12 protein-coding genes are annotated in these 11,885 nt (G+C 61.7%); 11 read left to right on the forward strand and 1 reads right to left on the reverse strand.

Going from position 1 to position 11,885, the window contains the following annotated elements; genetic code table 11:
* The 5 genes from NKI05_RS16450 to NKI05_RS16470 all read left to right on the forward strand — a co-directional run bounded on the left by NKI05_RS16450 (position 1) and on the right by NKI05_RS16470 (position 4,666).
* Positions 1–1,131, forward strand: coding sequence for a CgeB family protein (locus NKI05_RS16450; protein ID WP_023733218.1), 1,131 nt, complete (start codon positions 1–3; stop codon positions 1,129–1,131).
* The gene (locus NKI05_RS16455) at positions 1,128–2,222 is read left to right on the forward strand and encodes a CgeB family protein (protein WP_023667985.1); all 1,095 of its coding nucleotides are present in this window, start codon (positions 1,128–1,130) and stop codon (positions 2,220–2,222) included. The genes NKI05_RS16450 and NKI05_RS16455 overlap by 4 nt, the downstream gene beginning before the upstream one ends.
* Positions 2,219–3,322 carry a CgeB family protein gene (locus tag NKI05_RS16460; protein ID WP_023815913.1) on the forward strand — a complete coding sequence of 368 codons (1,104 nt, stop codon included), beginning with the start codon at positions 2,219–2,221 and terminating at the stop codon, positions 3,320–3,322. The genes NKI05_RS16455 and NKI05_RS16460 overlap by 4 nt, the downstream gene beginning before the upstream one ends.
* A 23-nt stretch (positions 3,323–3,345) precedes the next feature.
* On the forward strand, positions 3,346–4,386 hold the full coding sequence (locus tag NKI05_RS16465; RefSeq protein WP_023681096.1) for a UDP-glucuronic acid decarboxylase family protein: 1,041 nt from the start codon (positions 3,346–3,348) through the stop codon (positions 4,384–4,386).
* A 94-nt stretch (positions 4,387–4,480) separates the two neighbouring features.
* On the forward strand, positions 4,481–4,666 hold the full coding sequence (locus tag NKI05_RS16470; RefSeq protein ID WP_023667982.1) for a hypothetical protein: 186 nt from the start codon (positions 4,481–4,483) through the stop codon (positions 4,664–4,666).
* 8 nt (positions 4,667–4,674) lie between these two features.
* On the opposite strand, the gene NKI05_RS16475 is transcribed toward NKI05_RS16470, so the two are convergent.
* The gene (locus NKI05_RS16475) at positions 4,675–6,489 is read right to left on the reverse strand and encodes a hypothetical protein (protein WP_023815914.1); all 1,815 of its coding nucleotides are present in this window, start codon (positions 6,487–6,489) and stop codon (positions 4,675–4,677) included.
* 85 nt (positions 6,490–6,574) lie between these two features.
* Here NKI05_RS16475 and NKI05_RS16480 point away from each other — a divergent pair, with 85 nt between their 5' ends.
* From NKI05_RS16480 to NKI05_RS16505, 6 genes are read left to right on the forward strand one after another with little or no spacing between them, the layout of a single operon-like run.
* Positions 6,575–7,678, forward strand: coding sequence for an inositol-3-phosphate synthase (locus NKI05_RS16480; protein ID WP_023681094.1), 1,104 nt, complete (start codon positions 6,575–6,577; stop codon positions 7,676–7,678).
* On the forward strand, positions 7,675–8,271 hold the full coding sequence (locus NKI05_RS16485) for a histidine phosphatase family protein (RefSeq protein ID WP_023667978.1): 597 nt from the start codon (positions 7,675–7,677) through the stop codon (positions 8,269–8,271). The genes NKI05_RS16480 and NKI05_RS16485 overlap by 4 nt, the downstream gene beginning before the upstream one ends.
* A 14-nt stretch (positions 8,272–8,285) precedes the next feature.
* Positions 8,286–9,386, forward strand: coding sequence for a CgeB family protein (locus NKI05_RS16490; protein ID WP_023687793.1), 1,101 nt, complete (start codon positions 8,286–8,288; stop codon positions 9,384–9,386).
* Positions 9,386–10,189 (forward strand): sugar phosphate nucleotidyltransferase, encoded by an 804-nt coding sequence (locus tag NKI05_RS16495; protein WP_023667976.1) that lies wholly within the window; start codon positions 9,386–9,388, stop codon positions 10,187–10,189. The genes NKI05_RS16490 and NKI05_RS16495 overlap by 1 nt, the downstream gene beginning before the upstream one ends.
* Before the next feature lie 3 nt (positions 10,190–10,192).
* A complete protein-coding gene (locus NKI05_RS16500; protein ID WP_023667975.1) occupies positions 10,193–10,954 on the forward strand; it encodes a TIGR04290 family methyltransferase in 762 nt (253 codons plus the stop codon).
* Positions 10,947–11,879, forward strand: a complete 933-nt coding sequence (locus NKI05_RS16505) for a glycoside hydrolase 5 family protein (protein WP_023691448.1) — start codon at positions 10,947–10,949, stop codon at positions 11,877–11,879. Before NKI05_RS16500 ends, NKI05_RS16505 begins: the two co-directional genes overlap by 8 nt.
* Positions 11,880–11,885 lie beyond the last annotated feature (6 nt).

Here is an 11,885-nt window from a genome sequence, read left to right on the forward strand (position 1 = left end):
ATGCGCTTTGTGTTCTACACCCACTCGGTCGTTTCCGACTGGAACCATGGCAATGCCCATTTCCTGCGCGGCGTCATGCGAGAGCTGGTCCAGCGCCGGCATCAGGCGATTGCGCTGGAGCCGGCGAATGGCTGGAGCCGGTCGAATCTGCTGGCTGAGAAGGGGTCGTTCGCCATCGAACGCTTCCGCAAGGATTTTCCCGAACTGATGCCGGTGACCTACGATGCCGGATTTGATCACGAAGCCTGGATTGCCGAGGCCGACGTTGTGATCGTTCATGAGTGGACGGATCCGGAGCTTGTCGCACGTATTGGCCGTGCCCGGGCCGCCGGCGGCAACTTCATCCTTCTTTTTCACGACACCCACCACCGGGCCGTGTCTGCGACCGAGGCACTCTCGGCGCTCCGGCTGGAGCACTATGACGGCGTTCTCGCCTTTGGCGAAACCTTGCGCGAGAGCTATCTGCGCGCCGGCTGGGGCAAGCGCGTCTTCACTTGGCATGAAGCGGCGGACGATCGCCTGTTCAAGCCGCACCCGGAGATCCACCCCACCTCCGATCTGGTCTGGATCGGCAACTGGGGCGATGATGAGCGGACCGCCGAACTCAAGGAGTTTCTGATCGAGCCGGTGCACGATCTCGGCCTTGATGCCGCTGTTCACGGCGTACGCTACCCCAAGACCGCACTTGCGGATCTGGCCACCGCAGGACTGCGCTATGAGGGGTGGATCGCCAATGCCGACGTGCCGAAGGCCTTCGCCGCGCATCGTGTCACACTTCACATCCCACGGCGCCCCTATCGCGAGAGGTTGCCCGGAATCCCGACGATCCGCATGTTCGAGGCACTCGCCTGCGGCATTCCGCTGATTTCAGCGCCATGGTCCGATGTCGAGCAGCTTTTCAGGCCCGGTGTCGACTTCCTGTTTGCCGAGAATGGCTCGCAAATGCGGCAACAGCTTCGGACGGTGTTGTCCGACGAGGACTTTGCGGCCTCCCTGGTGACCTCGGGTCTCGAGACCATCCGCTCGCGGCACACCTGCCGCCACCGCGTCGACGAGTTGCTCGGCGTGCTCACGCAATGCGCGAGCCGACACACCGCCGTCCCGACAGCCGCAAAGGAAGCCGTCGCATGAAGATCGCATTCTATGGATCGAGCCTTTTGTCGTCCTACTGGAACGGTGCCGCGACGTACTATCGCGGTTTGCTCAAGGCACTTTCGCAATTGGGTTACGAGATCACGTTCTACGAACCCGATGTCTACGACCGGCAGAAGAACCGCGACATCGAAGCTCCCGACTGGTGCACTGTCGTCGTTTATGAGGCGACCCAGCATGCGCTGATGCAGGTCGCGGCACGTGCCGCCGGCGCCGACATCGTCGTCAAGGCGAGTGGCGTCGGTTTCGAAGACGAGGCGCTGCTTCGCGCCGTTCTCGACCACGCCCGCAGCGACGCGCTTGTCGTATTCTGGGACGTGGATGCGCCAGCCACGCTTGCCCAGTTGCGCGACGAGCCGGACCACCCGCTCCATCGTGCACTGCAGGAGATCGACCTCGTGCTGACCTATGGTGGCGGCGATCCCGTTGTCTGGGCCTATCGTGCCATGGGCGCCAAGGAGTGCGTGCCCATCTACAATGCGCTCGATCCCGAAACGCACCATCCGGTCGCCAGCAAAGCGCGTTTTGCCTGCGACCTGGCGTTCCTCGGAAACCGGCTGCCGGACCGTGAAGCGCGTGTCGAATCGTTTTTCCTCGATCCCGCCAGCCAGCTGCCGAAACAGCGTTTCCTGCTCGGAGGCTCGGGTTGGGGCGACAAGCCGCTCCCCACCAATGTAGGCTGGCTCGGCCATGTCGGCACCCGCGATCACAACGCCTTCAATGTCACCCCAAAAGCCGTGTTGAACATCAGCCGCGACAGCATGGCCGCCAACGGTTTTTCACCGGCCACGCGAGTGTTCGAGGCGGCCGGCGCGGGCGCCTGTCTCATCACGGATGCATGGCTGGGCGTGGAACTGTTCCTGAAACCAGGCGAGGAGATCCTGGTCGCGCGTGACGGGGGCGATGTCGCCGAAATAATGCGCTCGCTGACCCCCGGGCGGGCCAAGGCAATCGGCCAAGCCGCACTTCACCGCGTGCTGGCGGACCATACCTACGCGCTTCGGGCGGATGTGGCGGATGCCGTCTTCAAACGTCATTTCGAGCACGGGGCCGTGGAGGCAGCGGAATGACCAAGAAACTGGACATCGTCTTTCTCGGCCTGTCGCTGTCCTCATCCTGGGGAAACGGCCACGCCACGACTTTCCGGGGTCTTTTGAAAGGCTTGCACGGACTCGGTCACCGGGTGACTTTTCTGGAGCGCAACGTGCCCTGGTACGCCAATCACCGCGATCTGCGCGATCCGGAGTTCTGCGCCTTGCGCTACTACGAAACCACTGCGGAGCTGCAACGCGACTACGCACAGTGCCTGGAGCAGGCCGACATCATTGTCATCGGATCCTTTGTTCCAGAAGGCCGCCAGGTCATCGACATCGTCGCCTCGCTTTGCAAGGGGCAGCTCTGCTTTTACGACATCGACACCCCGGTGACCCTGGCCAAGCTTTCAGCCGACGATTGCGATTATCTGAGTTCGCGGCAAATTCCGTATTTCGATGTCTATTTCTCCTTCACCGGCGGACCAACGCTCAGCCATCTGGCGCAAGACTTCGGCGCGCGCCATGCCGAACCTCTCTATTGTTCGGTCGATCCGGAACGGCATCACCCGACAGGAGATCCGATCCGCTGGGATCTCGGCTATCTCGGCACCTACAGCATGGACCGGCAGACAACGCTGAACGCTCTGCTGCTCGAGCCCGCACGGCATATGCCGAACCTCCGTTTCGTCGTGGCCGGCTCCCAATATCCATCCGACATCATCTGGCCGGACAATGTCGAACGCATCGAACATTTGCCGCCAGCCGATCACGCCGCGTTCTATAGCCGTCAGCGCTACACGCTGAATGTCACACGCAGTTCCATGATCACCGCAGGATGGTCGCCCAGCGTGCGCCTGTTCGAAGCGGCGGCTTGCGGCACGCCCATCGTCAGCGACCACTGGCCAGGGCTCGACAGCTTCTTTCCCGCATCGGCGATCCACACCGCCGCGGAGACGGACGAAGTCATCGATATCCTCGTTGGCGAGTCCGAGCGCGCACGCCTGGCCATGGCCGGCCGGGCTCGCAAACTCGTCCTCGCTTCCCACACCGGTGGGGCCAGGGCTCGCGAATTCGTGGCGGCGCTGACCCAACCAAGGGCGACGGCCCTCGATCTCGACATTGGAAGTGCAGCATGAACGGCAGACAGGAGAAAACAGCGATGCGACAGACAAGAAAGGCGCACAGGGCAAAGACGGTGCTTGTTGCCGGCGGCGCGGGTTTCCTCGGTTCGCATCTTTGCGAAGTATTGCTCCGCAACGGCTGGCGCGTGATCTGCGTTGACAATTTTCTGACCGGGCGCATGGAAAACATCATCTCGATCATGGACCGGCCGGGTTTCCGGTTGATCGAGCAGGACATCTGCCGGCCATTGGATCTCGGCGAGCCCGTGGATCACATCTTCAACCTGGCCTGCGCCGCCTCACCGCCGCGTTATCAGGCCGACCCGATACACACCACGCGTACCTGCGTGATCGGAACCCTCAACCTGCTCGAACTCGCTGTCCGCAATGACGCGCGACTGCTGCAGGCCTCGACGAGCGAAGTGTATGGCGATCCGGAACAACACCCGCAAAGGGAGGATTATGTCGGTCATGTGAACTGCACCGGCCCACGCGCCTGCTACGACGAGGGCAAGCGCACCGCCGAAACGCTTTGCTTCGACTATCTAAGGGCCGGCAAGGCCGACGTCCGCGTCGCGCGCATCTTCAACACCTACGGTCCGAGAATGGATCCGGCCGACGGTCGCATCGTCTCGAATTTGATCATGCAGGCGCTCGAGAAGCGTCCGCTGACGATATTCGGCGACGGCCAGCAGACGCGATCCTTCTGCTATGTCTCCGACTTGATTGATGGATTGATGCGCCTGATGAACATCGACCCCAATCCGGGCAAGCCGGTCAATCTGGGCAATCCCGGAGAATTCACCATCGTGCGACTGGCGGCATTGGTGAAGGCGATGACCGGCACCAAGTCGGATCTGAAATTTCTGCCCCTGCCGCAAGACGATCCTCGGCGCAGGCAGCCTGATATTTCGCGTGCGAAAACGCTGCTCGGCTGGTCGCCGAGAGTGCCGCTCAACGAAGGTCTCAAGCTGACGATCGATTATTTCGCGGCGCTCGAAGGCACCGGCATCGGCGATCAGATGACAGGCCTTGCCAAAAGGAGACCCGCAGGCGGGCTGCAGAACCTTCCTGCATGACGTGGGCCGCGGCCGGACCTGCCCGGAGATCGTGCGGAACATCCATCCAACCTTGTAGTTTGGCGGGAGGGACCCGATACGGAGGATCATCCTCATGCAACCCAAGCGACCCGCGAAGGATGTCGACAAGATTGCCGAACGCGAGGCGGCTGCCTATCTGCGGCGCTCCTCGATCACCTATCTCGAGTGCTGCGTCAGCCTGATGATGACGCATCTGCAGCGCGAGGAAGTGGCCGCTATTCTCGAGCAGGAAGCAGACATGCTACGAAGGCTGGATTGATCGAAACGCTACACCTGAGAGTCGTCCAGGAACCGTATCAGCCCCGCCCTGTATCGGTCTCCGGTCGCGGCCAGCCTTGCTTTTTCCTGGCCATTTTCGGATTGCGCAGCCGTGCTCCAGAGCCCGATTTGGAACGCCAAATAGCAGGGTTCGAAAAAATCGATGTGGCCATTGTCAATATCGAGCCCCATCCCCTCGACCAATGTCGTCACATCGCTGTCGGATAGTCCATATTCGACACGGGCGCCGGCAATGTCCCACTCTATCGGCTGGCAGCCAATCAAATCGTGTGCCCGGCAATGGTCGACGGCATCTGTCTTGAGCACCGTGCCGTCGGCACAAACGAGAAACTCCCACGCGTGAAGCTTTCCGTCGATTTCCACCCGCTGCAGAACATACGCAGGGGTTTTTTTCGAGAGCCAACGGCGCAACGTCGCCGCTCGGTTCTCGCCCAGGGCTTCAGATGTATTGGAAACAGCCATTTCCGCGAGTGCGAGCAATGATGCACCCGGTTCGCAGGTTCGGAGATTGAGCGCCCGCCAGGTTAGATAGCGCGCCAACTCCGCGACCAGCCTTCCTCTTGGCAGCGGCGCTTGGTCCATCGTGGTGCCGTCAATCCACCGTTCAACCAGAAAGCCGTGGCAAAGCCCGACCACTTGCGACCCCAACCCGGCTTTCCCCAACATTTCCGCGGTTCTTTTCTTATTCCGTCCGGTTTCGCCGAGGCCGGCGAACTTGACGAGCCAGCGACCACACCCCGCGGACGCCAGGAATTTACGCCGCTCGATGCCCCGCGGGCTCGGTGGCCAATGCTTTTCGTCGACGTAGTGGGCGCTCCTCCATTCGCCACCAGACAGTTCGGACAGGCGTAATTCGGGGCTGCCGACCGCCTCGGCCACCCAGTCGGTAAGAGAGGGAATGTTCGAGCTTTCGGGGAAGGTGCATTCGAGCGCCGTCGCCACATGTTTCGGACAGCGCGACCATGTCTCCCTGGCCTCCCGTGACGCTTCGGTGCCCGGGTTGCCAGGATGGCTGGGAAACAGGTGAATGCGGTCCATACCAATACCCAGTTCCCGCAGCCACGCGACGACGGCGTGCATCGAACTGCCGGACAGACCGGGACCTTCGTCTACAACGGCGAAGCGTGCCGATGAATTGTTCTTCCAGGAAGCGATCGAGCGCGGATCGGCATTGATGTGCCTGCGGAAAGGATGGCCGACCGGACGAACGCTGAACGGCGCCGGCGCGCCAATCGCGGCAGCCACTATGGCGGCAAGCCCCAGGCCGATGCTGCGGATGCCGATCACGCATGTGTTCGCATCGAGACCTGACTCCTGCGCCGCTCCCAAATAGCTTTCGGGATAAAGCGCGTAATGCGCGTAACCCTCGGCAGAACCGGTCAGAACCTCAGCCTCGCAATCCAACCCGTCCAGCAGTTGGAGAAGTCCCGGCTCGATGCCACCGCCCACGGCGAAACCGCTTCGCCACGACTTCGCCACCTCTGCCGCAAGACCAACCAGCAATCTGGCGCCTTGCTGTTGCCGCGGCGAAAAGATGTCGATGCCCCTGTTCTCGAAATCGACATCGGCAAGCGCGCGAACCAGTTCCGATACGCTGATGAATAGGCCGACCAACGCGGCATGGCGTCGGACGCCATGAGCCATGCGGTCCAGACTTTGAGCAATTTCGCTCGCAGCATCGCGAAGCCGTTCTGCGCTCTGCCTCCGCTTCTGGTCGCCGTAAACGATCATCGATCGGTTTTCCAATGCTTTGCCTTGCGGCAACGCAGCGAGCGCTGCTTCGATCCATGCTGTCTTGCGCAATTTTTCGGCAGGCCAAGGAACATTCCGGCACGCTGGTGGTTCGGCGGCAGGAACTTACCTTTGAACAGCATAGGGCGGCAGTTTCGTGGGATCGAAAAAGGTTCGTGTCGGTATCGTCGGGGTCGGCAATTGCGCATCCTCCCTGGTGCAGGGCCTCTCCTATTATCGTCACGCAAAAAGCAACGAACCAATCCCAGGGCTGATGCATGCCGACCTCGGCGGTTACCATGTCGACGACATCGAGATTGTCTGCGCATTCGACGTCGCCAGGAGCAAGGTTGGCCTCGACGTCGCTGAAGCAATCTACGCCGCCCCGAACAACACGTTCCGCTTTGCCGATGCGGCGGCAAACGGCGTTCGCGTCGAGCGCGGACCGACACTTGACGGCATCGGAAAATACTTGCGCGACGAAATCGAGGAGGCGCCGGAGCCGGTTGCCGACGTCAGCGAAATCCTGCGCAACAGCGGCGCCGACGTGCTGGTCTCTTACCTGCCGGTGGGCTCCGAGGAGGCGACGCGCTTCTACGCCGAATGCGCGCTTGAGGCCGGCTGCGCCTTCGTCAACTGCATACCCGTTTTCATCGCCTCACGTCCGGAATGGCGCCGGCGCTTCGAGCAGCGAGGGCTGCCGCTGGTCGGCGATGATATCAAGAGCCAGGTCGGGGCGACCATCGTTCACCGCCTGCTGGCCAATCTCTTCCGCGAGCGCGGCGTGCGCATCGATCGCACTTATCAGCTGAATTTCGGGGGCAACACCGACTTCCTCAACATGCTGGAACGCGAGCGGCTGGAATCAAAGAAGATTTCCAAGACCCAGTCCGTGGCCAGCCAGTTCGATGTTCCCCTGGAGCCAGGCAATATTCATGTCGGACCCAGCGACCACGTACCGTGGCTGACCGATCGCAAATGGGCCTATATCCGGGTGGAAGGGACGACCTTCGGCGGCGTGCCGCTCAACGCCGAGCTCAAGCTGGAAGTCTGGGATTCTCCAAATTCAGCCGGCGTGGTGATCGATGCGATACGCTGCGCCAAGCTTGCGCTCGATCGCGGCATAGCGGGAGCACTGACCGGTCCCTGCAGCTATTTCATGAAGTCGCCTCCCGAACAGTTCACCGACGCCGAAGCGCGGCAGCGCACGCTCGCTTTCATCGCCGGCAAGGACGAGCCTTTGCTGGATGCCGCGGAATGACGACAACGTTCTTTTTGATCCGTCATGCAGCGCACGACAATGTCGGCTCCTATCTTGCAGGACGGATGGATGGCGTTTGCCTTGGCGAGGCTGGGAAGGCGCAGGCCGCGCATCTTGGTGGCCGCATGGCCCGGGAGCCGATTGAAGCCATCTTGTGCAGCCCGCGGGAGCGTACGCAAGAGACGGCCGTGCCGATCGCGCTTGCCTGCGGCGTCGGTGAAATCGCGATCTGCGCCGAACTCGACGAGATCGATTTCGGCGATTGGTCGGGAAAGACTTTCGACGAGTTGAATGGCGATGCCGGTTGGCGGGCGTGGAACGACCAGCGGCAGGAGGCCAGGACACCGAGCGGCGAGACCATGCTGGATGTCCAGGAGCGGATCGTCGCACTGATGAACGCAGTGCGCGAGCGGCATCCGAATCAGTGTGTCGCCCTGGTCAGCCACGCCGACGTGATCAAAGCCGCCGTCTGCAAGGTGCTTGGCTTGCCGGTCGGCGACTGCTTCCGCTTCGACATCGATCCAGCCTCGATCACGACGATCGTGTCGGGTGACTGGGGCTCCAAGCTCCTGCGAATGAACGAAGCTGCCTGACGAGGACTTTCCGGATGCAGATGGTCATTTTCGGTCTCACCGTTACATCATCATGGGGCAACGGCCATGCCACGCTCTGGCGGGGACTGATCCGCGCCCTGGGTCGGCTGGGATGGTCCATCACCTTCTTCGAACGCGATACCCCCTACTATGCCGGGACGCGTGATCTCGATCGGCTCGATGGCGGCAACGTCGTCATTTATCCGGACTGGGAAGACATCCGTCGCGTTGCGGAGCGGGCAATGAAGCAAGCGGATGTCGTCGTCGTCACTTCCTACTGTGCCGACGCCGTGGAGGCCTCGCGGTTGGCGCAGCAGACAGGTCGCGGATTGCGTGTCTTCTACGATCTCGACACTCCGGTCACGCTTGCCCGCATCGAGCAAGGCGAGCGTCCGCCCTATTTCGGACCTGAGGGTCTTGCCGATTTCGACCTCGTTTTGAGTTACACCGGCGGCTCGGCGATCGAGGCGCTTAAGTCGGTTTTAGGCGCGCGTCACGTGGTACCTCTCTATGGACATGTCGATCCCGACCAACACCGGCCGGCAGAGAAGCGCGCCGAATTCGCCGGTGATCTGTCCTATCTCGGAACTTACGCGGCGGATCGCCAGGCCGGCGTCGAAAAGCTGCTGGTCCGCCCGGCCGCGCGCCTGCCTGACCACCGCTTCATCATTGGCGGCGCGCAATATCCGCAGGAATTCCCATGGAGCGACAACATCTTCTTTGTCAGGCATCTTCCGCCAGCCGACCATCCGGCTTTCTTCTCATCATCTCGCCTGACACTGAACGTCACCCGGGAGGCGATGGCGCAAAAGGGCTGGTGCCCGTCGGGACGGCTCTTCGAAGCGGCCGCGTGTGGGGCTGCCATCGTCACCGATGCATGGCCGGGCCTAGCCGAATTTTTCGAACCCGGCCGCGAAATATTGTTGGCGCATGACACCGATGATGTGGTCGCCGCATTGCAATTGCCGGAGTGCGAGCTCGACGGCATTCGAAGGCGTGCCCGCGACCGGGTCTTGGGCGAACACACTTCCGCACGGCGCGCGGCGGAACTGGATCGCATCCTGAACGATGCCTTTCAAAGATCTCCCGGCGAACCGATGAGGGAAGCGGTCTGATGTTGGGCATCGTACCCGCTGCCGGGCGCGGCAGCCGCATTCAGCCGCTCGGCTTCTCGAAAGAGCTGCTGCCGGTCGGTAGCCGGATCGATGGACAGACCGAGCGTCCCTGCGCCGTGAGCGAGTATCTGGTACGGCGCATGGTGCAGGCCGGCGTCGACAAGATTTGCTTCATCATCGGATCGGGTAAATCCGACATCCTTGAATACTACGCCGCCGGCTACGGTGACGCGGCGGCTCTCTTCGTGGTGCAGCCGAACCCCGTCGGTCTGTGCGATGCGATCTTCCGGGCGGCGCCCCTCGTCGCGCCCGACGAGGTCGTCCTGGTCGGCCTTCCCGATACGATCTGGTTTCCCGAGGACGGTTTCCGCCATTTGCCCGACGATCAGCTCTCATTTCTGCTTTTCCCGGTGGATCAGCCGGAATTCTTCGACGCCGTCGTCACCGACGTCCACGAGCGCGTGATCGAAATCCAGGTCAAACGACAGGATGCCGCCACGAACTGGGTCTGGGGTGCGTTCAAGATGCCGGGCCATATCCTGCATCAGCTTGCGGCACTCTGGCGTGAGCGCGAGCGCAGTGACGAATATATCGGCACTTTGGTCAACGCCTATATTGCGGCCGGCGGTACAGCTTTTGGTGTCAGGGCTGGGTCGGACTATGTCGATGTCGGCACTTTCAACGGCTATCGAACAGCTCTGCGGTTGCTTGAAAACGACGCCTCATCCGCGCAGCGCCGGCCCACCATGATCATGCCCGGCGCGCAGTCGCATGTACCCGTCGTTCCTGGCGAAGGAGCCTGAGCCATGCTGCATTCCCATGCCGAAATCCGCCGCCGCATCGATGCGCTCGGCCCATGGTTCCACAACATGGAACTTGCCGGCGTCCAAACCGCTCCCAACCATTTTCTGGGCAACTACCCGCTGATCAAATGGCGCAAATTTGCCAATGCCATTCCCGCTGATCTGAGGGGCAAGGCCGTACTCGATATCGGCTGCAATGCAGGATTTTACTCCATCGAGATGAAACGGCGAGGTGCTGACCGTGTCCTCGGCATCGATTTCGATGACGCCTACCTGGCGCAGGCTCGCTTTGCCGCCGAGGTTGCCGATTGCGAGATCGAATTCCAGAAGCTTTCGGTCTACGACGTCGGCTCGCTGCGCGAGACGTTCGATGTCGTGCTGTTCATGGGGGTGCTTTACCATTTGCGCCACCCCTTGCTCGCGCTCGACCTGATCCGCGAACATGTCGCCCGTGACCTGATGATCTTCCAGTCCATGCAGCGCGGCAGCGCGGATCTGCCCGAGTTGGAAGAAAACTATCATTTCTGGACGCATGACCTGTTCGACCAGCCGCAGTTTCCCAAGCTGCATTTTATCGAGCACCGCTATGCCGACGATCCCACCAACTGGTGGATTCCAAACCGCGCCTGCACCGAAGCGATGCTGCGCAGCGCCGGTTTCGAGATCGTTCTGCACCCCGAGCAGGAGGTCTATTTCTGCCGCGCAGCCGGGGACCCGGCCGGCGGCGGCGCCATCTACCCCTCGAAAGGACAGCTCCATGATTGAAGCCGCCATGATCTGGAACGAGCCCAACAACAAATCGCATTGGGACCCAGAGCTCGATCCCGATTGGAGCCGCTTTGCCAGGATGGCGATCTTGTCGGCTGACGCAATCGCGTCGGAGAACCCGTCTTTGACGAAAGTACTCGGTGGCATCTCGCCGATAGATCCGGGCTTTATCACCCGCATGAAGGAATTCGGCGTGCTGGACCATGTCGATGCCGTCGCCGTGCACGGCTTTCCGCTCGACTGGAACCTGTGGCAGATCCACGAATGGCCACAGAAGATCGGCGAGATCGCGACCGTCACCAACCTTCCCATCTGGGTCAGCGAAGTCGGCGTATCGACCTTCGGCGCGGAAGAAATCCAGGTCTGGGGGCTCAAGCGCACCGCCGAGTTGCTGATCGGCAACGCACCACGCATCCAGTGGTACAGCCTCTACGATCTTCCGCGCGAATGGGAAGCAACGACGCGGCATCGCGAGGCAGAGGGCTCTTCTTACTATCGACATTTCCACATGGGGCTGCTACGCCAGGACGGTACGCCAAAACCTGCGCTGGAGGAGTTCCTGCGCTACACGCCCGCAATGGGGCTGGTGCAGTGGTTTCATTTCGAGGACGCCCGGCTGGACGATGCCGTCGCCTGGATGAAGCGGCTGGGCGTCACCAATATGCGCACGGGGCTTTCCTGGGCAGACAGCTTCCGGCCGAACGCGCTGGACTGGTTTGACCGGCAGATGGAGGCACTCGCCGATTTCGACGTGACGGTCACCTTTTGCTTTACACCGCAGCATCGCGGAATGATGCCCCACCACACCAGCCCACCTCTGGTGCCGGAGGAGTTCGCGGAATTCTGCGCAACCATGATCCGCCGCTATGCGCCCGGCATGACGTCCGCTTCGCTCCCGACGCGGCGGGCCTCGGCAGCGTGAAAGTGT

The organism is Mesorhizobium sp. M0771 (genome assembly GCF_040320155.1).
Taxonomy (GTDB): Bacteria; Pseudomonadota; Alphaproteobacteria; order Rhizobiales; family Rhizobiaceae; genus Mesorhizobium.

Excerpts from the sequence above, each read along its gene's own strand:
- NKI05_RS16470 (WP_023667982.1), top strand. The coding sequence starts at position 4,481 with ATGCAACCCAAGCGACCCGCGAAGGATGTCGACAAGATTGCCGAACGC.
- NKI05_RS16485 (WP_023667978.1), top strand. The coding sequence starts at position 7,675 with ATGACGACAACGTTCTTTTTGATCCGTCATGCAGCGCACGACAATGTC.
- NKI05_RS16490 (WP_023687793.1), top strand. The coding sequence starts at position 8,286 with ATGCAGATGGTCATTTTCGGTCTCACCGTTACATCATCATGGGGCAAC.
- NKI05_RS16460 (WP_023815913.1), top strand. The coding sequence starts at position 2,219 with ATGACCAAGAAACTGGACATCGTCTTTCTCGGCCTGTCGCTGTCCTCA.
- NKI05_RS16455 (WP_023667985.1), top strand. The coding sequence starts at position 1,128 with ATGAAGATCGCATTCTATGGATCGAGCCTTTTGTCGTCCTACTGGAAC.
- NKI05_RS16495 (WP_023667976.1), top strand. The coding sequence starts at position 9,386 with ATGTTGGGCATCGTACCCGCTGCCGGGCGCGGCAGCCGCATTCAGCCG.
- NKI05_RS16500 (WP_023667975.1), top strand. The coding sequence starts at position 10,193 with ATGCTGCATTCCCATGCCGAAATCCGCCGCCGCATCGATGCGCTCGGC.
- NKI05_RS16505 (WP_023691448.1), top strand. The coding sequence starts at position 10,947 with ATGATTGAAGCCGCCATGATCTGGAACGAGCCCAACAACAAATCGCAT.
- NKI05_RS16465 (WP_023681096.1), top strand. The coding sequence starts at position 3,346 with ATGCGACAGACAAGAAAGGCGCACAGGGCAAAGACGGTGCTTGTTGCC.
- NKI05_RS16450 (WP_023733218.1), top strand. The coding sequence starts at position 1 with ATGCGCTTTGTGTTCTACACCCACTCGGTCGTTTCCGACTGGAACCAT.